Genomic DNA, 21,027 nt, shown 5'->3' with positions numbered 1-21,027 from the left:
CGGCGGGCGACGCGGCCGGTCGTCGCAGGCAGCAGGAGTTACGAACGAGGCGACACCGGGCGGAGGCTCGGGACCCAGCACCGCAGGTCCTCGCGGTAGCGCCGGTAGGGCTCGCCGAAGCGCGCCTCAAGGTCGGCTTCCTCGACGGGCCGGACCAGGACGTTCCACACGACGGCACCGAAGATCGCGTAGACGACGACGATCCAGGACGACAGCAGGAGCCCGACGCCGACGCCTTGGACGATACTGCCGACGGCCATCGGATTGCGGACGAAGCGATACGGTCCGGCGATGACGAGTCGGTTCGGCATCGCGGCGGGCAGCGGCGTCCCACCCCCGATCGTCGCCATCGCGGCCGCCGACCAGAGCCCGACGACGCTCCCGAGCACCAAGACGACGATGCCGGCGACGACGGCGATCTGCTCCGCACCCGGCGGCAGGGCGATCGTGACCTGCCACCGCAGCTCGAAGAACCGCAGGACGGCGGGGATCACCGCGAGGAAGACGCCCCAGAACGCGACGATCTCGACGGCGGTCCTCACGAGTTGCGAACCGGTCGACGCCGACGCATCCGCCGGGCGGAACGCGAACGGCCCGACGGCGATCCACGCTCTCGGGATCCCGCCCGTGAGGACGAGCGCGAGTGCCGTGACCGAGCCGACCGCGGCGCCGACCATCAGCAGGGCGCCGATCCCCGCCTCCTGGGTCACGGCCGCGAAGATCCCCAGTGACACGGTGACCAGCAGCGTCCATGCGGTCGCGAGGATCGCCGCCCATCGGATCCCGAACGCGGCGAGCGCCGAGGCGACGACGAAGAGCGGGACGTCGAGCACGGCCGTGACGACGGGGTCGAGGCTGCCGAGTGTCGCCGCACGGACGGGCGGGACGAGGAACACCGACACCCACCACGCTGCACCGGCGAGGGCCTGCACCGCGAAGTACCAGCGCCCCCAGCGCTCGGCGCTCATGTGATCGTCGGTGTCGGGGTCGGGGTCGGCGGGGTCATCGGCGTCGACGGGCGATGAGCCACGCGACGAAGCGCCACCCCAGGAGGAGTGCTGCGAGGACGAGGACGGTCACGATGACGAAGCTGAGTTGGACGCCCTGGCCGGAGACCGCGCGCAGCACCATTCCGACGACGACGGTCGACACCCAGACGACGACGCCGGCCCAGCGGACGGAGCGGGTCTCGCGCTGACCGAGGACGAGTGCGAGGACGTGTCCGACGAGGAGCCCGACGGCGAACGGCCACAGCGTCACGAGGAGTCCGAGGATGCCTTCGCCGTGACTGGCGCGGCCGATGAGGACGAACACGATGACGGCGAGGAGGTCGATGCCGACGGTCGCGGCGAATCCGGCGGGGGTCCTGCTGGGGCGGTCCATCCCCTCACCCTATTGGCGTCGCGGCCGCCCACCCTGGAGGACGGCCGCATGGCGCACTGTGGGGCCTGTCGCTCGGTGCCGTCGCTGGCTACGATGGCGCTGACACCCGATCGACGAAGGAGCCGTCATGTCGTTCCAGGCCTATCTCGATGCCGCCGAGGCGAAGACCGGTAAGACCCCGCGCGAACTCGTCGACGAGGCGCACGCCCGCGGCTTCGACGCGTCGACGAAGGCCGGTGAGATCCTCGAGTGGCTGAAGACGGACTACGAGCTCGGCCGGGGTCACGGGATGGCGCTTGTGCACGTCATCAAGAACGGTCCGACGATCAGCGAAAAGCACGTCGGCACCGACGGGGTGCACCGCGACGAGTCGACCGAGCTCTGGCTCGACGGAGCGGCGACGAAGCCCGCCGCAGGCTGATCCCCGTCCGGGTTGATGCCAGCGCGGTGCGCTGACGCGAGCGCGGGTCGTGCGCGTGAGCGCGCCCCTCTGGAGCCCCGCGCTCACCCGCCAGACCCGCACTGAAGCCTGAACACCGCCGTTCGCGTCAGCGCACCGCGCTGGGCCCGGGACACCGACCTTCACGTCAGCGCGGTGCGCTGGCGGACGGACGCGCCGCTCAGTACCAGAAGATCGGGATCCAGTCGCGATGGTGCGCGTGAACGATCGCGAGGAAGACGATCGCGTCGAAGAGCAGGTGGACCGCGAGGATGTACCCGAGCGACCGCGTCTTCGAGAACAGGTACCCCTGGAGGAGCGCGAACGGGAACGTCAGGAGCGGACCCCACGAGCGGTAACCGAGTTCCCACAGGAACGAGACGAAGATCACGGCCTGCAGCAGGTTGGCCTGCCAGACCGGGAAGTGCCGGCGCAGCAGGGCGAAGCAGGTGCAGATGAAGAACAGCTCGTCCCACGTGCCGACCGCGTTGACGCCGACGAAGAACCGGCCGAGTTCTCCGGCGTCGCTGATCACCGGCCAGTTCTCGTAGGCGCCCGAGCGGATGAAGTAGAACGGGAGGATCGCCCAGCCGAGCAGCGGGACGGCGAAGAGATAGGCGATCTCGCCCTTCGTCTTCTTCTCGCGGCTGCGCCAGGGGAAGGTGATCGCCTTCCGCCGGTAGACGAATCGGTCGATGAGGAAGGGGACGCCGACCGCCAGCAGGAGGACGGTACCGATGCGGAAGAAGCTCGGCCAGGAGACGTCCGCTTCCACGGACGTGGTCGAGACGATCCCGATGCCGATCGCGATGAGGAACAGGTCCTTCGCGAGGTCGCGGTCGATGAGGATCGCGGTCGCGAGCGCGGCGACGAGGAGCGGGTAGCCGGCGAGCGGCTGCATGAGGCCGAAGAGGCAGAACGCGGACGCGGCGAGCAGCACCGCGGGGATCAGCTTCATCGGGCGGCGGGCCGGGACGATCATCTCGGTCTGCATGCCGTCGATCCTACGGGTGCCGGCGCGGTGCACTGAGGCGAGCGCGGGCTTGTAGGCGTCGGCGCGGTGCGCTGACGCGAGAGCACCTGAACGGGCGCGACCGCGTGGCCTGCGCGTGAGCGCGACCCTCCGGAGACCCGCGCTCACGCGCATGACCCGCGCTCACGTCAGCGCACCGCGCTGGCGCATCCACCGAGGAGGGTCTCTCGGCGGTGGAGTCGGGTCAGGCCTCTCGGGTGATCTCGACCTTCACGAAGAGCTTCGAGCGGTAGGGGCCCGCGTACACACCACGGAGTGGGGAGACGTCACCGTAGTCACGACCGCGCCCGATGAGGACGTGACGCTCGCCCACGTCGACCATGTTGGTCGGGTCGAATCCACGCCAGTCACCGCAGAACCACTCGACCCACGCGTGCGACTCCCCCGTCACCGTCTCGCCGATCGCCGCGTGCGGCTTCGGGTGCAGGTACCCCGACACGTAGCGGGCCGGGATCCCGACCGAGCGCAGCGCTCCGAGGACGATGTGCGTGATGTCCTGACAGACGCCCTTGCGGTTCGCCCACGCCTCGGCAGCGGTCGAGTACACACTCGTGACGCCCTGCACGTAGTCCATCTGCTCGCCGATCTCCCGACTGATGGCCATCGCGGCCTCGCAGGGGCTCTCGTAGCGGTCGGCGATGGTCCGGGCGAGCTCGACGAGGTCGTCCGGCGGGGTCGTCCGGCGCGTCTGTTCCAGGTGCTCCACCCGGGTCACGGCGGCCTGGGTCGCGATGTCGAGCTGCTCCCAGCCGGTCGGGTGCGGTTCGTGCTGGCGCGGCCGGACCTCGACGAGGCTCGTCGCCGTGAGCGAGAGCTCGTCGTGCGGGGTCAGCACCTCGAACGCCGAGACCTTCATGCCCCAGTAGTCGGTGTACGTCGACTGCGACGCTCCCGGCTGGATGTCGATGTGCGAGTACAGGACGTACTGGTCCTCGGTCGTCACCGGCAGCATGCGCGCTTCGTTGTACGACGCGTTGACCTTGCCGCCGTAGGAGAAGCCGGTGCTGTGCTTGATGTGGAGCCGGGTCATGAGTTCTCTCCGATCCACGCGGGCACCGCGTGAGTGGGGAAGTAGCGTTCGCGGATCGCCTCCGACACCTGGCTGGTGACGTTCTGCACGGCGTCCATGCGGCCGGGGAGGTCGACGAGCGTGTCCTGGATGGGCCGGTACTCGAGGTCGCTGCGGATCTGACCGAGCAGGCGCTGGGCGGAATCAACCGTCCCGACGCGGCCTCGGCGCGGTTCGAGGTCGCGCATGCACTCCTCGGCCCGGCTGATGGAGAACATGACCGACCGGGGGAAGAGCTGGTCGAGCAGGAGGAACTCGGCCGCGTTCTTCGCGCTCGGCATGCCGCGGTACGTGCGCAGGTAGGCCTCATAGGCGCCGCACGAGCGGAGGATCGTCGTCCAGGACGGGCCGCTCGCCTCGGTGAGCGACCGCGTCGCCAGGAGTCGGGCGGTCATGTCGGCGCGTTCGAGGCTGCGACCGAGGGTGAAGAAGCGCCAGGCGTCGTCGCGACTCGTGGCGGAGTCGACGATGCCGACGGCGAGAGCCGAACGCTCGCGCACCCACCCGAAGAACTCGTGCACCTTGTCGCTCGCGACGCGGCGCGGCATCCGGGCACGGGTCGTGTTGAGGCACTCCCAGAGCTCGGTCGACACGATCTCGCGGGCACGTCGGGCGTTCTCGCGGGCGGCGCCGAGCGAGTAGGCGATCGACGCCGGGTGCGTGCGGTCGACGGCGAGCTGCGCGAGGACGTCCTGGCGGGTGAGCTCCTGGTCGGCGGGCGCGTCGCTGCCCATGACGGACAGCAGCGACCGGCAGGCGGTGTCCTCGTCGATCCACGGGTCCTCGAGCAGCAGCTGCAGGTGGACGTCGAGGATGCGCGCGGTACCGTCACTGCGTTCGATGTAGCGGCCGATCCAGAAGAGGCTCTCGGCGATGCGGCTCAGCATGATGCGTCCTCCTGCCCGCCGGCAGCGGGCGTGGCAAGCGTCTGCTGCTGTTGCTCCTGCTGGTCCTGGTTGCCGGCCGGACGGTCCTGGGGCGAATGCTCCGGGGTCGTGCCGTGGTCGTAGATGATCGGGATCGACGTCGTCTCGGTCGTAGCCTGTTCGGCGACGAGACCCTGGATGTCGTGCGACGAGGCCTCGGGCGCGGCGTTCGGATCGAAGGCGCGGCCGACCACCCAGGTGTCCTTCGAGCCGCCACCCTGGCTGGAGTTCACGACCAGCTGGCCCTCCGGCAGGGCGACGCGCGTGAGGCCGCCGGGCAGCACCCAGACGTCGTTGCCGTCGTTGACCGCGAACGGACGCAGGTCGGCGTGGCGGGGACGCATGCCGTCCTCGACGAGCGTCGGGATGGTGGAGAGCATGACGACCGGCTGCGCGATCCAGCCGCGCGGGTCCTCCTGCAGCTTCGTCTTGAGGGTCGCGAGCTCCTCCTTCGAGGCGTCCGGACCCACGACGAGGCCCTTGCCACCGGAGCCGTCGACGGGCTTGATGACGAGCTCGTCCAGGCGGTCGAGCACCTCTTCGAGGGCGAGCGGGTCCTCGAGCCGCCAGGTGTCGACGTTCGGGAGGATCGCGTCCTCGGCGAGGTAGTACTTGATGAGGTCGGGCAGGTACGTGTAGACGAGCTTGTCGTCGGCGACACCGTTCCCGACCGCGTTCGCGATGGTCACGTTGCCGAGGCGCGCGGCGAGCATGAGCCCGGGCGAACCGAGCATGGAGTCGGCGCGGAACGACAGCGGGTCGAGGAACTCGTCGTCGACGCGGCGGTAGATGACGTCGACGCGCGTGGGCCCGGCGGTCGTGCGCATGAAGACCTTGCCGCCGGAGCAGAAGAGGTCGCGACCCTCGACGAGCTCGACGCCCATGAGGCGCGCGAGCAGCGTGTGCTCGAAGTACGCGGAGTTGTACACGCCGGGGGTGAGGACGACGACGTTCGGGTCCTCGACGCCGGGCGGGGCCGACGCACGCAGCGCCTGCAGGAGCTTGTTGGGGTAGTCGCCGACCGGACGGACGCGCATCGACACGAACAGCTCGGGGAGCGTCTGCGCCATCACGCGACGGTTGGAGATGACGTAGCTGACGCCGGACGGGACCCGGACGTTGTCCTCGAGGACGCGCATCTGACCGTGCTCGTCGCGGATGAGGTCGATGCCCGAGACCTGGATGCGGACGCCGTTCGCCGCCTGGATCCCGTAGGCCTGCCGGTGGAAGTGCGACGACGAGGAGATGAGCTTCGCGGGGATGACGCCGTCGCGTACGGCGAGCTGCGGGCCGTAGACGTCGGCGAGGAAGGCCTCCAGCGCTTTGACGCGCTGCTTGATGCCGGCCTCGACCTGCGTCCACTCCTGCTGCTCGATCACCCGCGGGACCGCGTCGAGCGGGAACGGGCGCTCCTCACCGGCGAAGTCGAAGGTGACGCCCTGCGCGAGGTAGGAGCTGGCGAGGGCGTCGGTGCGGCCTCGGAGCTCCTCCTGGGTCATCCGTGCGAGGGAGCTGTAGATCTCCTGATACGCCCGCCTGGCGGTCGCACCACCCGCGTGTTCCGCCGCCTCGCCGAACATCTCGTCGAAGGCGGGAACGCCGCCCGGAGTCTTGCGCGGGGCGAGCGTGCCGCCATAGCCGTTGAACAGGTCACCCATGGGCCGACTCTACCGGGACACATGTTGCCGGGGTGTTTCGGAGCGCGGAGAGGAGCCCTCGCCGGCCTCTCCCCTACGCGACCGAGGCGGCGGTGAGGGCGGCCAGCTCGTCGGCGGAGAGCTCGAGCGTGGCGGAGGCGAGGAGGTCGGGCAGCTGCTCGACCGTGCGGGCACTCGCGATGGGCGCGGCGACGGTCGGCTGCGAGCGGAGCCACGCGAGCGACACCGTCGCGACGGAGACGCCGTGGGCCGCGGCGACCTCGTCGAGGACGGGCAGGAGCACGGCGTGGTCGGCCAGGTAGGCCTGCGCGCCCTCGGCGCGGACGCTGTCGACGCTCGACCCCTCGCGGTACTTGCCCGTCAGGAAGCCCTTGGCGAGCGAGAAGTACGGCAGCACTGCGAGCTGCTCGCGCTCGGCGATCGTGCGCAGCTCACCCTCGAACTCGCGCTCGACGAGGTTGTAGTGCGGCTGGAGGGCGATCGGGCGGTGGAGCCCCTTGGCCTCGACGATCTCGAACCACTCGGCGATGCGCGCTGCGGAGTAGTTGGAGATGCCGAGGTGGCGGACCTTGCCGGCGTCGACGAGGGACGACAGTGCCGTCACCGTCTCCTCGAGCGGCACCGACTCGTCGTCGAAGTGCGCGTAGTAGAGGTCGATGTGGTCGGTACGGAGGCGCTCGAGCGAGGCGTCGGCGGCCTTCAGGATGTTGTCCGCAGCGAGGCCCTGGAAGTCGGGGTGCTGGCTGACCTTCGTCGCGATGACGAGCTCGTCGCGGTTGCCGCGGAGTTCCTGCCACTCGCCGATGAGTCGCTCGGAGTCACCGCCGGTGTTGCCGGGCACCCACGCGGAGTAGCCGTCGGCGGTGTCGATGAAGTTGCCGCCGCCCGCGACGAAGGCGTCGAGGATGTCGAACGAGGTCTGCCGGTCGGCGGTCCAGCCGAACACGTTGCCGCCGAGGTTCAGCGGGAAGACGGACAGGTCGGACGTTCCGAGGGTGGTGCGGGCGTGAGTCATCTGATGGTCCTCCAGGGTTCGGTGCATCGCTGGTACTTCTCCTCACGCTAAGCCCGCGGACGGCTCGACTATTCCGTCGTGTCGCCCGATGACCAGCGGGCCACGGAGGCCGGACTGGCTCTCCACGGCCCGTCGTCGGCCGTCCTACAGTGGGCCGATGGGCTACCGCATCGACGACTCGAAGGACCGCATCGATCGGGACGCCGTGTGGGCCCTGCTCCGCGAGGTCTACTGGGCCAAGTGGCGGAGCCGAGCCGACGTCGAGGCGCAGATCGACGACGCCTGGCGCGTGATCGGTGTGTACGAGGAGGAGACCGGCGCACAGGTCGGCTTCGCTCGGGCGGTTTCCGACGGACTCGGCTTCGGCTACCTCGCCGACGTCATCGTCCACGAAGGACACCGGGGCCACGGTCTCGGTAAGCGCATCGTGCAGGCCATGATCGACGACGGTCCCGGCGCGCACTTCCGGTGGGCACTCTTCACGAGCGATGCGCACGGCCTCTACGAGCAGTTCGGGTTCACCGACCCCGGCCCGACGGCGCTCGTCCGGCCTGCCGCGCAACTGCCCGTCCACCCGAGCCAGATGCCGACCGACTGAGGTGCGGCGACGCGTCGCGCGACGGCGGCTCCGATGACGAATCGACGCACCTCACCGCGGGCCTCCAGCCGAGACGGGCTAGCGTTGACGTATGTGGATCTCCGACGACGGCCGGTACAACATCGTCGACGTGCCCGCGGAAGCGTATCCGGGGCGCGCGTATCTCCTCGAGCTCGTCGCCGGACTCGAACCCGACGAACTCCACACGCTCGTGACCCGCATGCAGTCGTTCGACGACGCGATGATCGACCGACTCGAGGTCCTCGTCGACGACGAGGCCCCGGAGGTCGCGCCGGATCCGGAGCGCGAGGCTCCGTACGTCGACGAGATGATCCCGCGACGCGTCCTCGACTCGATCGACTGGGACGCGATCCTCACGCCACCGTTCCGGATCGAGGCGATCGACGTCGCCGGTGACCGCTGGCGCATGGACGCGTGGGCCTTCCTGGAGTCGATCGTCGAACCGCCCGTCACCCGACCGAGCGCCCGCAACCTCGGCTCCTCACCCATCGATCCGGCGTAGACCGGCACCTGCCGAATAGGCTGGGCGTCATGACCGACGACGACGTCACCATGACGAACGAACTCTCGCCGCTGCTCGCCGAGGGAGCCGAACTCGAGCACCTGTACACGGGCGCGATCTGGAGCGAGGGGCCCGCCTGGATCGCGGAGACCGGCCGCGTGCGCTGGAGCGACATCCCGAACGACCGCATCCTCGAGTTCGACACCGCGACCGGTGAGACGGCCGTGTTCCGTGACGGTGCCGAGTACACGAACGGCCGCACGATGGACCGCGAGGGCCGGGTCGTGCAGTGCAGTCACGGGCGGCGCGCGGTCGAGATCGAGGGGCCCGACGGTCCGATCACGCTCGTCGACCGCTGGGCCGGCGGCCGGTTCAACTCCCCGAACGACGTCGTCGTGCACTCCGACGGCTCGATCTGGTTCACCGACCCGCCGTACGGCATCGACGCCAGCGGGCGTGAGGGGCACCCGGGTGAGCAGGAGTACGACGGCTGCTACGTCTTCCGGTTCGAGCCGGCGACCGGCGTGGTCGAACCCGTCATCACCTCGCTCGTGCACCCGAACGGGCTCGCGTTCTCCCCTGACGAGTCGATCCTGTACGTGTCGGACACCGGTGACGGCGCACTCCGCATCGCCGCGTACGACGTCGCGGAGGACGGCGTCTCGGTCGTCTTCGGTGACACCCCGGGACGCACCTTCGCGAGCACCGCGGTTCCCGCGTCCGACGGCTTCCGGATCGACGTCGACGGCAACGTCTGGTCCTCGGCGGGCGACGGCGTCGAGGTGTTCGACCCGTCCGGCGCGACCATCCTGCGCATCCCGGTCCCTGAGCGCACCGCGAACGTCTGCTTCGGCGACTCCGACGGCCGCACCCTCTACATCACGGCCAGCACGTCCCTCTACCGCATCCGAACCGCCACCCGCCAAAGCCCGCGAACTGTCACTCCAGCACAGTGACGGGGCGCTGGACTAGCGGTTGGTGACAGTTCGCGAGCTGGCTCGGGGGACGAGTTCGGGGGCGAAGACGATGTGGCGGGATGACGGAGGCGGGACGGGGGCACCGTCGGCGACGGCGAACTCCTGGAGGAGCAGCTCGACGGCCGCGACACCGAAACCCTCGTGCGGCGCCCGCACCGAGGTGAGCGGGATGATCGACGACTCGGCGAACTCGATGTCGTCGTAGCCGACGATCGCGATGTCCTCAGGCACACGGACCCCGTGCTCGACCACGAGCGTCTGCATGATGCCGAGCGCCAGCAGGTCGTTGACCGCGAAGACGGCGTCGGGACGGGCGTCGACCGGTCGTGCGGCGATCGCGCGTCCGAGCTCGCGCCCCTCGGCGATCGTGCGCTCCGTGCCCGCGATGACCTCGAGCGTGGCTCCCGGAACCGCTGCGACGGCGGAACTCGCACCCTCGAACCGATCGGCGACCTGGCGGATGCCGAGCGGACCACCGACGAACGCGAGCCGGCGACGACCGGTCTGCAGCAGGTGCTCCGCGGCGAGGAACCCACCACGGACGTCGTCGACCGACACCGACGGCTGGTCCGGTGACGATGCGAGCTGCCCGACGAGGACCGACGGGATGCCCCGCTGCCGGATGCTCGTCAACCGCTCCTCGACGGACTCGTGGGAGGCGACGAGCATGCCCTGCACGCGCTGCGCCTCGAACATGCCGAGATAGGCGTCCTCGCGCTCACGACTCCGGTTCGAGTTGGCGATGAACACCGAGAGACCGTCTTCGGCCGCGCGCTGCTCCACCCCCTCGGCGATGGTCGCGAAGAACGGGTTGCTGACGTCCGGCGCGATGTACGCGATGGTGCCGCTCCGACCGAGACGGAGCTGCCAAGCCGCGTTGTTCCGCACGAACCCCAGCTGGTCGATCGCCCGCTGGATGCGTTCCTGCTTCTCCGGCGAGACGCGATCGGGGTGGTTGATGTAGTGCGACACCGTCCCCATGGAGACGTCGGCGAGCGTCGCGACCTCGCGGATTCCGACTCGTCCCATGCTCCACCCCTCCTGTCGTCCTGCGGCGCTGCGGGCGCACGCCCGCGGCCCGGCTCAGTCTAGATCGCCCGGTCCGGGTCACTCCTGATCGCGATGCGGCTCCGGCCCGAGCGGCTCGGGGATATCCACGCCGTACTCGATGAGGGCGTCGGTGACGACCCGGATCGCGTTGAGGGCGCGAGGGAACCCCGCGTACTGCACGGTGTGGATGACCGTCTCGAGGATCTCCGTCGCGGTGCAGCCGACGTTGATCGCACCGCGGGTGTGGCCGCGCAGCTGTGGTTCCAGCCCACCGAGCGCGACCAGAGCCGCGAGGGTGATGAGCTCCCGCTGCGCCAGCGTGAGCCCCGGCCGGGAGTAGATGTCGCCGAAGTTGAACTCGATGCCGAAACGCGCGAGGTCCTGCGCGAGCCCGGTCTGCATCGCGACGAGCCCCTCCGACTTCCCCTCGCCGTACACCTCGTCGAACTTCGCCTTGCCGCGCTCGAGTCTCGTCATGTCCTCTGGTCCTGTCGTCATCGTCCGCCGCCTCAGATCGAGTGTCCGCCGTCGAGCGGCAGGATGAGGCCGGTGAGGTTCACGGCGGCGGGTGAGGCGAGGAAGACGACCGTCTCCGCGAGGTGCTCCGGCTCGCCGAGCAGCCGGGTGGGGATCTGCGCGAGGAGCGCCTCGCGACGCTCCGGGGTGTCGTTGTCGCGGCCGGGGGTCGCCTGGGCTCCTGGGGCGAGCGCGTTCACGGTGACACCCTGCTCGGCGACCTCGATCGCGAGCGCCTTCGTGAGTCCGACGACGCCGGCCTTGGCCGCGGCGTAGGCCGTCGCCCCGCGCACGAGGCGTCCGCCACTGACGGCGGCGATGGACGCGATGCTGATGATGCGACCGGAGCGCTGTTCGAGCATCGAGGGCAGGACCGCGCGCGTGACGTTGAACACCGAGTTGAGGTTGCGGTCCATCTGGGTCATCCAGGTCTCGTACGTCATCTCGTGGAAGAAGCTGACCGCGCCGCCGCCCGCACCGTTCAGCAAGATGTCGACCCCGCCCCACTCGTCGACGATGCCGCCGACGGCAGCCTGGACGGCGTCGAAGTCGGTCAGGTCGGCCGTCGCCGATGCGGCCCGCACCCCGTGCGCACGGACGAGCTCCGCCGTCTCCTCGAGCCCCGCGGCGTTGAGGTCGAGGCCGGCGACGTCGGCACCCTCCGCGGCGAGCTTCTGGGCGATCACCCGCCCGAGCGCTCCTGCTGCTCCGGTGATGACGGCTCGTTTGCCCTGCAACCTCATGTGCGGTTCCGTTCCTCGTCCGGCGGGTTGAATCGCCGTGCATCGTCGTTGACTGTGGTCGTGCCGACATGATCGAGATCACGGGACGACGATCACCCATTCTCGTCGCCGTCTTGAAACGTGTCAATATGCATTCCGTCCAGCCATTGTCATGCTCGAAGTGCCTCGCCGAGCGGAACTGATCCGACGCTTGACATGCGACCCGAGCGCGGTTAGCCTCGGCCATTGAAACGCTTCAACTTTGCTCGCGACCATCACCGCTCGCGTCTCAACATCACTGCCACATCTTCAAGGAGGAAATGTGTCCACAGCGCACCGGGCCCCGAAACGTCGGTCGGCCACCGCCATCGCCGCTCTCGGCGTCACCGCTCTCGCCCTGACCGCCTGCGCAGGGAACGGCGGCGCATCGAGCGCCACGTCGTTCGACTACCTCGCGGCCGTCGAGAACTCGATCGTCCGCGACGAACTCACCGCTCTCGGCGACGGCGCGTGCGCCGCGAACGAGAAGGCACTGCCGCTCAAGGTCGAGACCCTGCCCCAGGCCGACGTGCTCCAGCGCGTCACGCTGCTCGCCAGCCAGAACGCCCTGCCCACCACCTTCACCGCACCGACCGCACCGCTGCGGCCCGGCGGCACCCTCGGCGACGACGACACCGTCCTCGACCTCGAGGACACCCTCACCGAGCTGGGCGTCATGGACGACATCCTCCCCTCGGCCGTCGCCACCGTGAAGAACATCTACGGCGACCGTTTCGTCTCGATGCCCTACCAGTACAACGTCGAGGGCTTCTTCTACAACAAGACGATGTTCACGGACCTCGGCATCGCGGTCCCGCAGACGTGGGACGAACTGCTCGACGCGGCCGACACCGTCCAGGCGTCCGGCAAGTCCGCCTTCACGGTCTCCGGCGCCCAGGGCTGGACGATCACCCGCTACATCAGCACCTACCTCTTCCGGCTGCTCGGCCCGGACGCGATGAACGACATCGCCTCGGGTGACGCCAAGCTGACCGACCCCGAGTACGTCGAGGCCATCACCGCCGTCGCGGACCTCGGGAAGTACTTCGGTGCCGGCATCACGACGATGGACATGCAGACCGCGACGAGCGAGTTCTTCACCGGCAACGCGGCCATGATGTACAACGGCACCTGGATGCTGGCCGACGTCTACAACACCGAGCTCAACCAGATCGGTGAGGACGCGGTCGGCTTCATGCCGTTCCCGACCGTCGAAGGCGGCAAGGGTTCGATCGACCAGTACCCGGCCAACACCGGTGCGGCGACCTCGTTCTCCACGAAGGGCTACGACGAGGAGAAGGTCGGCGGCTGGCTGAGCTGCATCGCGGAGAACTACGGCTCCAGCGTGCTGAAGAACCAGGGCGTCATCTCCGGGTTCAAGCTCAACGAAGAGGTCACCGACGTCCCGGCGCTCACCGCCGAGGTGCAGGGCATCATGGCCGACACCGATGAGACGGTCACCTGGTTCGAGACCTTCCTCCCCGAGAAGGCCGGCGTCGACGCCCAGACCAACGCCGCCCCGCTGCTCACCGGCGGCATCTCCCCCGAGGACTTCGCGGCGCTCGTCCAGGCCGGCGTGGACGCGGGTCTCAAGAAGTAACCGGCGATCCGGTCGCCCGGCAGTCGCCCGGCGACCGGATCCGTCCGTCCACGGACGTCCACCCTGCAGCGGGTCACGCACCTCGCCGCCCAGCCTCACGGTCCCCCGACCGACTCAGGAGCACAGCATGAAAGACGTCCTCGGCGACAGGAAGGCCATCGCCATCCTGCTCGGCCCGGCCCTGCTCATCTTCACCCTGGTGAAGCTCGTCCCGGTGATGTGGTCGTTCGGCCTCACCTTCTTCCAGGGCGACCTGCGCGGCTTCGAGTTCGTCGGCCTCGACAACTTCGCCCAGCTGTTCGCCGACCCGACGGCACCGGAAGCGATCTTCTTCAGCATCAAGTACTCGCTCATCGCGACGGTCGCGCAGATCGCCCTCGGGTACGCACTCTCCCTCTTCTACGTCTTCGTCCTCAAGAAGGCGTCGACGCTCGTCCGCACGCTCGTCTTCTTCCCCGTCGTGCTGCCCACCGTCGCGGTCGGTCTGCTGTTCAAGCGCCTGTTCGAGGTCGCGCCGCAGACCGGGCCGGTCAACGCCATCCTGAACGGCTTCGGCATCGACTCGGTGGACTGGTTCAGCTCGCCCGACAGCGCGTTCGTCGTGATCATCATCATGGACCTGTGGCGGTCGATGGGCTTCTACGCCGTCCTGCTCTACGCGGGACTCCTCGACATCCCCGAGGAGGTGATCGAGTCGGCCCGCATCGACGGCGCCCGCGGCCTGAAGCTCGTCCGGTACATCATCGTGCCGCTGTCGCTCCCCGTCCTGCTCTCCGCCGTGATCTTCAGTTTCAACGCGACCCTCAAGGTGTTCGACTCGGTGCTCGCCTTGACGGGCGGTGGGCCCGGGACGGCGACGACCCCGCTGACCCTGTACATGTACAACACGACGTTCACGTACCAGAACTACGGCTACGGCTCGACGCTCGCGTTCGTGCTCACGATCATGTGCTTCCTCGTGACGCTCCTGATCTTCAAGACCTCCCGCAAAGACCTGACGAAGGACTGACGCCATGACGACCGCCATCACCCCGGCACCCGGCGCCACCACACCGGCCTCGAGCGGCAGCGGCGACGGATCCGGCACCGCCGTCCGCCGGCCGAAGATGCGTCGCGCTCCCCGCTCGCGCGCCTACTACCTGCGGAAACTGCCCTCGGTCGTCCTCATCGGACTCCTGCTCGTGATCGAGATCTACCCGATCGTCTGGCTGTTCCTGTCCTCGTTCAAGAACCAGCGCGAGTTCCTGCAGGAGTCCACCTTCTCCCTCCCGGAGTCGTGGAGCTTCGACAACTACGTCACGGCCTGGACGACCGGCAACATCTCGCAGAACCTGCTCAACAGCGTCATCGTGACCCTGCCGTCACTCGTCTTCATCCTCATCTTCGGGGTCGCCGCCGCCTTCGCCCTCGAGGTGATGGTGTGGAAGCGCCGCAACCTGACACTGCTGCTGTTCATCTCCGGCATCATGATCCCCGGCCAGATGATCCTCGTCCCGTTGTTCGTCGCCTACTTCAACCTCGGCCTGACGAACACCTACTGGCCGATGATCATCACCTACACGGCGCTCGGGATGCCCTTGACGGTCTTCATGATGACCGCCTACTTCCGGGCCGTGCCGCGCGAGGTGTTCGAGGCGTCGACGATCGACGGCGCCGGCATCATCCGTTCCTTCTGGTCCATCGGGCTGCCGATGGTGCGGAACGCGCTCTTCACGATCGGGCTCGTCCAGTTCCTCTCCATCTGGAACGACCTGCTCATCTCGCTGACGTTCACGACGAACGCCGACCTTCGCACCATCCAGGCCGGCCTGCTGAACTTCAGCGGGGAGTTCGGCCAGGTCGACTACGGGCCATTGTTCGCGGGCATCTGCATCAACGTCTTCTCGCTGCTCGTCGTGTTCGTGTTCCTCAACCAGCGGATCATGAAGGGGCTGGCATCCGGCGCACTCAAGGGGTGACGCCCAAGGGCCCGACGACTGCAGGATGGACGACATGATCAACGACGACCTGACCCACACACCCTCCACCGACCAGACGACTCCAGCGGTGGCGACACCGGACGACCTCCGCCCGCTCGGCTCGACCGGACTCCTCGCGAGCCCGGTCACGGTCGGCACCTCCGGCCTCGGCACCCCGGCGAGCGCCGATGGCTCCCCGGCCGCAGGCTCCACGGCGTTCGCGTCGGCCGCCCTCCGCGGGCCGAACCTCCTCGTCGACACCTCGAACGCTTACTCGGACGGGCGCAGTGAGACGGCCATCGGCGACGCCATCCGGCAGGGCGGTCTGCCCGAGGGGCGCGGGGTCGTGACGAAGGCCGACCAGGATCCGTCGACGGCGGTGTTCGACCGCGACCGGGTGCTGCGCTCCTTCGAGGAGAGTCTCGAGCGGCTCGGCGTCGAGCGCATCCCGGTGTTCCACCTGCACGACCCGTACTCGGTGTCGTTCGAGGAGGCGTCGGCACCGGGCGGTGCGATCGAGGGCATGCTGGCGCTCAAGGAGCAAGGCCTGGTCGATGCGATCGGGATCGCTGCGGGTGCCATCAGCGTGATGCTGCCCTACGTTCGCACCGGCGTCTTCGACGTGCTCCTCACCCACAACCGGTTCACGCTCGTCGACCGCTCGGCGACCGGCTTGCTGGAGGAGGCGCGGTCGCGTGGAATGGGCGTCTTCAATGCGGCGCCGTTCGGGGGCGGGCTCCTCGCCGGGCGTCGTGGCCGTGACGGCAAGCCGGCCACGTACGCGTACCAGGCCGGGTCGCCCGAGCTGCTCGCCTGGGTCGACCGTGCCGACGAACTGGCCGCCCGCCACGGCATCCCGCTCGCAGCTGCCGCCCTCGCGTTCTCGACGCGATCGGAACTCGTCGACTCCACCGTCGTCGGGATGAACCGCCCGGAGCGGTTGGAACAGGTCGAGGCACTGCGCACGACCCTCATCCCCGACGACTTCTGGTCGGACCTCGACGCCCTCGGCACGCCGCCGAGCACCATCACCGACTGAGCCCCCTTCGCCTCCATCCATACATCCACCCACCAATCCACCAACTCCCCGTTCTCTTCCCCTGTCCCTTTCTCAGGAGTCCCTCGGTGTGGCGGCCGCTGGCCGGGCCGGCGCGCCGAGGACCTCCTGAGAAAGGCACAACAGGCGATGAAGGTTGCACGACGATGAAGGTTGCACGACGATGAACGACTCAGCAGGGCTCGCAGCGTCGTGGGTCGAAGACCCGATCCCGGGGACCGGCCGGCGGCGACCCCGGGCCGACGAACTGAGCGATGCGCGTCGGCTGTCCCTCAACGGCGACTGGGCGTTCACCCTCTCGCCGACGGCCGACGGGACGGGCGACACCTTCGGCGATCCGTCGCTCGACGACTCCTCCTGGGATTGCATCCGGGTGCCTGCCCATTGGGTCCTCGAGGGCCACGGGCAGCCGCTGTACACGAACACCGCGTTCCCGATCCCGATCGACCCGCCTCGCGTGCCCGAGGAGAACCCGACGGGCGACTACCGCCGTACCTTCACCCTGCCGGAGGACTGGCGACGCTCTGACACGGTGCTGCGCTTCCAAGGTGTCGACTCCTGCGGGACCGTGTGGTTGAACGGCGTGCTCCTCGGCCACAGCAAGGGCAGCCGGCTCCCGGTGGAGTACGACGTCGGGGAGCACCTCGTCTCCGGTGAGAACGTCCTCGCCGTGCGGGTGCACCGGTGGTCGAGCGGCACCTACCTGGAGGACCAGGACATGTGGTGGTTGCCGGGGATCTTCCGCGACGTCGACCTCCTGGAACGCCCGGCCGGCGCGATCGACGACGTCCAGGTCCGCGCGAGCTACGACCACCGCGACGGCATCGGCGTCCTGCGTGTCGACACCGACGTCCCCGGCCTCGTCGACGTCCCCGAGCTCGGCATCCGCGACCTCCCCACCGGCACCGCGACCGCTCTGCCGGTCGAGCCCTGGAGCGCCGAGGTGCCGCGTCTCTACACGGCGCACCTCAGGCCGCGGCCGACCGACGAGACGCCTATGGCCGGCGAGACCGTCGAGCTGCGCGTCGGGTTCCGCACCGTCTCCATCGAGGACGGCCGCTTCCTCGTGAACGGCGTCCCGGTGCTGTTCCGCGGGGTCAACCGGCACGAGCACGACCAGGACCGCGGCCGTTCGCTCGACACGGAGACCATGCGGCAGGACATCCTGCTCATGAAGCGGCACAACCTCAACGCCGTGCGCACGAGCCACTACCCGCCCCACCCCGACTTCCTCCGCCTCTGCGACGAGCTGGGGCTGTGGGTGGTCGAGGAGTGCGACCTCGAGACCCACGGCTTCATCTACACCGACTGGGCCGGCAATCCGCCGACGGAGCCGGTCTGGCGCGACGCGATGCTCGACCGTGTCCAGCGGATGGTCGAGCGAGACAAGAACCACCCGTCGATCGTCGTGTGGTCGATGGCGAACGAGAGCTGGGTCGGCGAGAACTTCGACGTGCTGGAGCAGTGGATCCGCGAGCGCGACCCGTCCCGGCCGATCATGTACGAGCGCGACCCGTCCTACCGGAACTCGGACTTCTCGAGCCTCATGTACCCCGACCAGGAGCTACTCGAGGCCATCGGCCGTCGCGAGGAACCGACCCCCGCGGGCGTCGTGGCGGGGTCGCCGGATGACGTGCGTCGGCGGAGGCTCCCGTTCCTGCTCTGCGAGTACGCGCACGCGATGGGCAACGGCCCGGGGTCGCTCGTCGACTACCAGCGGATCCTCGAGTCCTCCGACCGGTTCTGCGGCGGCTTCGTCTGGGAGTGGATCGACCACGGCTTCCGCAGTACCGACGCCGCCGGGAACGAGTTCGTCATGCATGGTGGCGATGTCGCCTTCCGACCGAACGGCGGACGCTACTGCCTCGATGGACTCGTCTTCGCCGACCGCACGCCCTCCCCGGGCCTCGCCGAGCTGCACGCCGCGATCAGTCCGGTCGAGCTCCTGGCGGACGCCACCACCGGCAAGCTGACGGTCAGGAACAAACACGACATGCGGTCACTCGATCACCTGGCACTCCGGTGGCAGCTGGAGGACGACGGCCTCCTCGTCGCGTCGGGTGCGTTGACGACACCGTCCGCCGACCCCCGGAGCGCGGCGACCGTCGACCTGCCGGCGGAGGCGCTCGTGCCGACCGCCGGTGTCGATCCGGTCTCCGGCGCACCCGTCGAGCGTTGGCTCACCGTGCGGGCGGTCCTGGCGGCCGACGAGCCGTGGGCGGCAGCGGGACACGAGGTCGCGTTCGGGCAGGCGCAGATCCATGCCGACCGAACGGCGGATCCGACCGGCGTCACCGTTCCCGTGCCGGCCGCGGCGCGCAGACCCCTCGCTCGCGCCGACCGCACGCCGGGCCACCGCATCACCCTCGGCGCAGGCTCCTTCGACGCCCGCACCGGCCGACTCCGCGCGCTCGGCGACCTGGAGTTCGACGGCCCCGCCCTCGACATCATGCGCGCACCCACCGAGAACGACCGGGGTCAGGGCCCACGGAACACCGCCGCCGCCAGTTGGAAGCTCACGGGACTCGACCGCTTCCTCCACCGCACCGACGCTGTCGAGCGGATCGACGACGGGCAGGGCGGCGGCCTGCGGGTCTCCGGCCGCAGCGCCCCGGCCGCGCACGGGCTCGGCCTGCGCTGGACGTTCGACTGGACCGACGTGGGCGGCGCCCTGGACCTGTCGGTGACCGTCGTCCCCGAGGGGATCTGGGAACACACCCCCATCGGCGATCACGTGCTGACGTTGCCACGCCTGGGCCTCCGACTCGGACTACCGGGCAGCTACACGGATGCGACGTGGTTCGGTCGCGGCCCCGGCGAGTCGTACGTCGACAGCCTCGCCGCGGCGCGCGTCGGTCGCTTCACGAGCAGTGTCGACGGGCTCCAGACCGACTACCCGGTGCCCGAGGAGAACGGCAACCACGTCGGGACGCGGTGGGTGGAACTCACCGGCGACGGCCTGCCGACCCTGCGCGCCGAGCAGCTGCAGGACACCGGCTTCGACTTCACCGCCCGACGGTGGACGAGCGAAGCGCTCGAGGAGGCCCGCCACCCGCAGGACCTCCGAGACTCCGGCCGCGTGTGGCTCAACCTCGACCACGCGCAGCAGGGCCTCGGTAGCTCGTCATGCGGCCCGGCCCTGCCCGAGCGCTACCGCGTGCCGGTGGCGGAGACGACCTTCGGCGTGCGGCTGCGGACGCTCACGCCCGACCCTGCAGGATGAGGTTCCAGTACACCCAGGGCAGGACGTAGCGGTCGGCGATGAACGTGAACCGACGCTCCTTCGCGAGTCCGTTCCAGAACGGGATCGAGGGCTTCGGGCGGTAGCGGTCGTCGAACTCGGCGAACACCACCGTCCCGCGGGAGACCGTGAACGGGCAGACCGAGTAGCCGTTGTAGACGGTGCTCGGCTGCTGGCCGGACCGCACGGCGACGAGGTTCTTCGCGAGGGTCTTCGTCTGTTGCCGGAGGGCACCGCCGGACTTCGAGCTCATCACCGCGGCGGCGTCGCCGAGCGCCCAGACGTCGGGGAAGCGCGGATGCCGCAGGGTCAGCGAGTCGACCTCGACGAACCCACCCGGGTTGCCGGGGTCGGCGAGCGCCGTGGCCGCGAGCCAGTCGGGTGCGGACTGCGGCGGCACGGCGTGGAGGACGTCGTAGGGGATCTCCTCCCGGAGTCCGCCCGTCACGCCGTCCTGCCCGCGATCCGGGCCGTCCTGCGGGTCGGTCTGCGCGATGGTCACCACGCGCAGCTCCGGATCCACCGCGACGAGCTCGCGCGAGAACCGCACCTCGATGCCGTACTCGGCGACCTTGCGGTCGAGTTCGGCGTCGATCATCGGCATGCCGAACATCGTGGGTGTGGGCACGACCAGCACCACACGGATGTCGTCGAGGACGCCCGTCTGCCGCCAGTAGTCGCACGCGAGGTACATCGGCTTCTGGGCGGCACCCGAGCAGCTCGCGGGGCCGGCGGGCTGCGTGAACACGACGGTGCCGGAGCGGACCGACCGGAGCACGCGCGAGGCCTTCTGCGCGTACTCGAACGTGTAGTTGGAGATCCCCACCGGCGACGCCATCGCCTCCGTCAGACCGGGCACGGCGTCCCAGTCCTGCTGGATGCCCGGAGCGACGATGAGCTGGTCGTACTCGACGGCGGTGCCGGATTCCAGCGTCACCGTCTTCGCGACCGGGTCGATGGACTGGACCCGGTCCTGGATCCAGGTCACGCCCTTCGGCGTCACGACGAGCTGTGGCCTCGTGGCGACCGACGCGGACGCGGTCCCGCCCGCGACGTGCGAGAACATCGGTTGGTACCGATGGTGCTCCCGCGGTTCGATGACCGCGACGTCATCCACGCCGTATCGCCGGAGCCTCCCGGCGACGGAGAGACCGGCGTTGCCGCCACCGATGACGACCACCTCGTGATGGAGCTGTGCCGTCCTGGGATCGGTCACGGTGGCG

Annotated in this window: 20 protein-coding genes; 9 read left to right on the top strand and 11 right to left on the bottom strand. The window is 69.3% G+C overall.

Annotated elements, in window-relative coordinates; genetic code table 11:
- Positions 1-38 precede the first annotated feature (38 nt).
- Positions 39-968: an isoprenylcysteine carboxylmethyltransferase family protein gene (locus ITJ66_RS13365; protein WP_194644930.1), complete on the bottom strand. Its 930-nt coding sequence runs from the start codon at positions 966-968 to the stop codon at positions 39-41.
- Positions 969-1,002: 34 nt separating this feature from the next.
- Positions 1,003-1,383, bottom strand: coding sequence for a DUF3054 domain-containing protein (locus tag ITJ66_RS13360; protein WP_064295756.1), 381 nt, complete (start codon positions 1,381-1,383; stop codon positions 1,003-1,005).
- Between the two features lie 127 nt (positions 1,384-1,510).
- Between ITJ66_RS13360 and ITJ66_RS13355 the strand changes: the two genes are divergently transcribed.
- Positions 1,511-1,804, top strand: a complete 294-nt coding sequence (locus ITJ66_RS13355; RefSeq protein WP_194644929.1) for a DUF4287 domain-containing protein — start codon at positions 1,511-1,513, stop codon at positions 1,802-1,804.
- A gap of 199 nt (positions 1,805-2,003) precedes the next feature.
- Here the strand turns inward: ITJ66_RS13355 and ITJ66_RS13350 are convergent, their stop codons facing one another.
- The 5 genes from ITJ66_RS13350 to ITJ66_RS13330 all read right to left on the bottom strand — a co-directional run bounded on the left by ITJ66_RS13350 (position 2,004) and on the right by ITJ66_RS13330 (position 7,523).
- Positions 2,004-2,816, bottom strand: coding sequence for a CPBP family intramembrane glutamic endopeptidase (locus ITJ66_RS13350; protein WP_079706990.1), 813 nt, complete (start codon positions 2,814-2,816; stop codon positions 2,004-2,006).
- A 223-nt stretch (positions 2,817-3,039) separates the two neighbouring features.
- Positions 3,040-3,885 (bottom strand): transglutaminase family protein, encoded by an 846-nt coding sequence (locus tag ITJ66_RS13345; protein WP_191941977.1) that lies wholly within the window; start codon positions 3,883-3,885, stop codon positions 3,040-3,042.
- A complete protein-coding gene (locus tag ITJ66_RS13340; RefSeq protein WP_064295753.1) occupies positions 3,882-4,811 on the bottom strand; it encodes an alpha-E domain-containing protein in 930 nt (309 codons plus the stop codon). The genes ITJ66_RS13345 and ITJ66_RS13340 overlap by 4 nt, the downstream gene beginning before the upstream one ends.
- Positions 4,805-6,508: a circularly permuted type 2 ATP-grasp protein gene (locus ITJ66_RS13335; protein ID WP_191941978.1), complete on the bottom strand. Its 1,704-nt coding sequence runs from the start codon at positions 6,506-6,508 to the stop codon at positions 4,805-4,807. The genes ITJ66_RS13340 and ITJ66_RS13335 overlap by 7 nt, the downstream gene beginning before the upstream one ends.
- A gap of 73 nt (positions 6,509-6,581) precedes the next feature.
- A complete protein-coding gene (locus tag ITJ66_RS13330; RefSeq protein ID WP_194644928.1) occupies positions 6,582-7,523 on the bottom strand; it encodes an aldo/keto reductase in 942 nt (313 codons plus the stop codon).
- 157 nt (positions 7,524-7,680) lie between these two features.
- Between ITJ66_RS13330 and ITJ66_RS13325 the strand changes: the two genes are divergently transcribed.
- The 3 genes from ITJ66_RS13325 (at position 7,681) to ITJ66_RS13315 (ending at position 9,600) form a co-directional block, all read left to right on the top strand.
- Complete coding sequence (locus ITJ66_RS13325; RefSeq protein WP_194644927.1) at positions 7,681-8,121, top strand: GNAT family N-acetyltransferase; 441 nt, start codon at positions 7,681-7,683, stop codon at positions 8,119-8,121.
- Positions 8,122-8,212: 91 nt separating this feature from the next.
- Positions 8,213-8,644: a hypothetical protein gene (locus tag ITJ66_RS13320; RefSeq protein ID WP_137244155.1), complete on the top strand. Its 432-nt coding sequence runs from the start codon at positions 8,213-8,215 to the stop codon at positions 8,642-8,644.
- Between the two features lie 29 nt (positions 8,645-8,673).
- Positions 8,674-9,600 (top strand): SMP-30/gluconolactonase/LRE family protein, encoded by a 927-nt coding sequence (locus ITJ66_RS13315; protein ID WP_228501923.1) that lies wholly within the window; start codon positions 8,674-8,676, stop codon positions 9,598-9,600.
- A gap of 12 nt (positions 9,601-9,612) precedes the next feature.
- On the opposite strand, the gene ITJ66_RS13310 is transcribed toward ITJ66_RS13315, so the two are convergent.
- From ITJ66_RS13310 to ITJ66_RS13300, 3 genes are all read right to left on the bottom strand, one after another.
- The gene (locus ITJ66_RS13310; protein WP_194644926.1) at positions 9,613-10,650 is read right to left on the bottom strand and encodes a LacI family DNA-binding transcriptional regulator; all 1,038 of its coding nucleotides are present in this window, start codon (positions 10,648-10,650) and stop codon (positions 9,613-9,615) included.
- A 78-nt stretch (positions 10,651-10,728) separates the two neighbouring features.
- Positions 10,729-11,169 (bottom strand): carboxymuconolactone decarboxylase family protein, encoded by a 441-nt coding sequence (locus ITJ66_RS13305; RefSeq protein ID WP_228501922.1) that lies wholly within the window; start codon positions 11,167-11,169, stop codon positions 10,729-10,731.
- 11 nt (positions 11,170-11,180) lie between these two features.
- On the bottom strand, positions 11,181-11,930 hold the full coding sequence (locus tag ITJ66_RS13300) for an SDR family NAD(P)-dependent oxidoreductase (protein ID WP_064295740.1): 750 nt from the start codon (positions 11,928-11,930) through the stop codon (positions 11,181-11,183).
- Positions 11,931-12,231: 301 nt separating this feature from the next.
- Between ITJ66_RS13300 and ITJ66_RS13295 the strand changes: the two genes are divergently transcribed.
- The 5 genes from ITJ66_RS13295 (at position 12,232) to ITJ66_RS13275 (ending at position 19,786) form a co-directional block, all read left to right on the top strand.
- The gene (locus ITJ66_RS13295) at positions 12,232-13,548 is read left to right on the top strand and encodes an ABC transporter substrate-binding protein (RefSeq protein WP_079003547.1); all 1,317 of its coding nucleotides are present in this window, start codon (positions 12,232-12,234) and stop codon (positions 13,546-13,548) included.
- 127 nt (positions 13,549-13,675) lie between these two features.
- A complete protein-coding gene (locus tag ITJ66_RS13290) occupies positions 13,676-14,557 on the top strand; it encodes a carbohydrate ABC transporter permease (protein ID WP_064295739.1) in 882 nt (293 codons plus the stop codon).
- A gap of 4 nt (positions 14,558-14,561) precedes the next feature.
- Positions 14,562-15,506 (top strand): carbohydrate ABC transporter permease, encoded by a 945-nt coding sequence (locus ITJ66_RS13285; protein WP_228498477.1) that lies wholly within the window; start codon positions 14,562-14,564, stop codon positions 15,504-15,506.
- A gap of 34 nt (positions 15,507-15,540) precedes the next feature.
- Positions 15,541-16,545, top strand: a complete 1,005-nt coding sequence (locus ITJ66_RS13280) for an aldo/keto reductase (RefSeq protein WP_194644925.1) — start codon at positions 15,541-15,543, stop codon at positions 16,543-16,545.
- Positions 16,546-16,726: 181 nt separating this feature from the next.
- Positions 16,727-19,786, top strand: a complete 3,060-nt coding sequence (locus ITJ66_RS13275) for a glycoside hydrolase family 2 TIM barrel-domain containing protein (protein WP_194644924.1) — start codon at positions 16,727-16,729, stop codon at positions 19,784-19,786.
- On the opposite strand, the gene ITJ66_RS13270 is transcribed toward ITJ66_RS13275, so the two are convergent.
- Positions 19,764-21,020 carry an NAD(P)/FAD-dependent oxidoreductase gene (locus ITJ66_RS13270; RefSeq protein WP_194644923.1) on the bottom strand — a complete coding sequence of 419 codons (1,257 nt, stop codon included), beginning with the start codon at positions 21,018-21,020 and terminating at the stop codon, positions 19,764-19,766. The two genes, ITJ66_RS13275 and ITJ66_RS13270, sit on opposite strands and share 23 nt — an antisense overlap.
- Positions 21,021-21,027 lie beyond the last annotated feature (7 nt).

It is taken from the genome of Plantibacter sp. VKM Ac-2885 (genome assembly GCF_015351205.1).
GTDB classification, from domain to species: domain Bacteria; phylum Actinomycetota; class Actinomycetes; order Actinomycetales; family Microbacteriaceae; genus Plantibacter; species Plantibacter auratus.
Note: the sequence above shows the minus strand (reverse complement) of the source record. Positions and strands in the feature narration are given on the sequence as shown.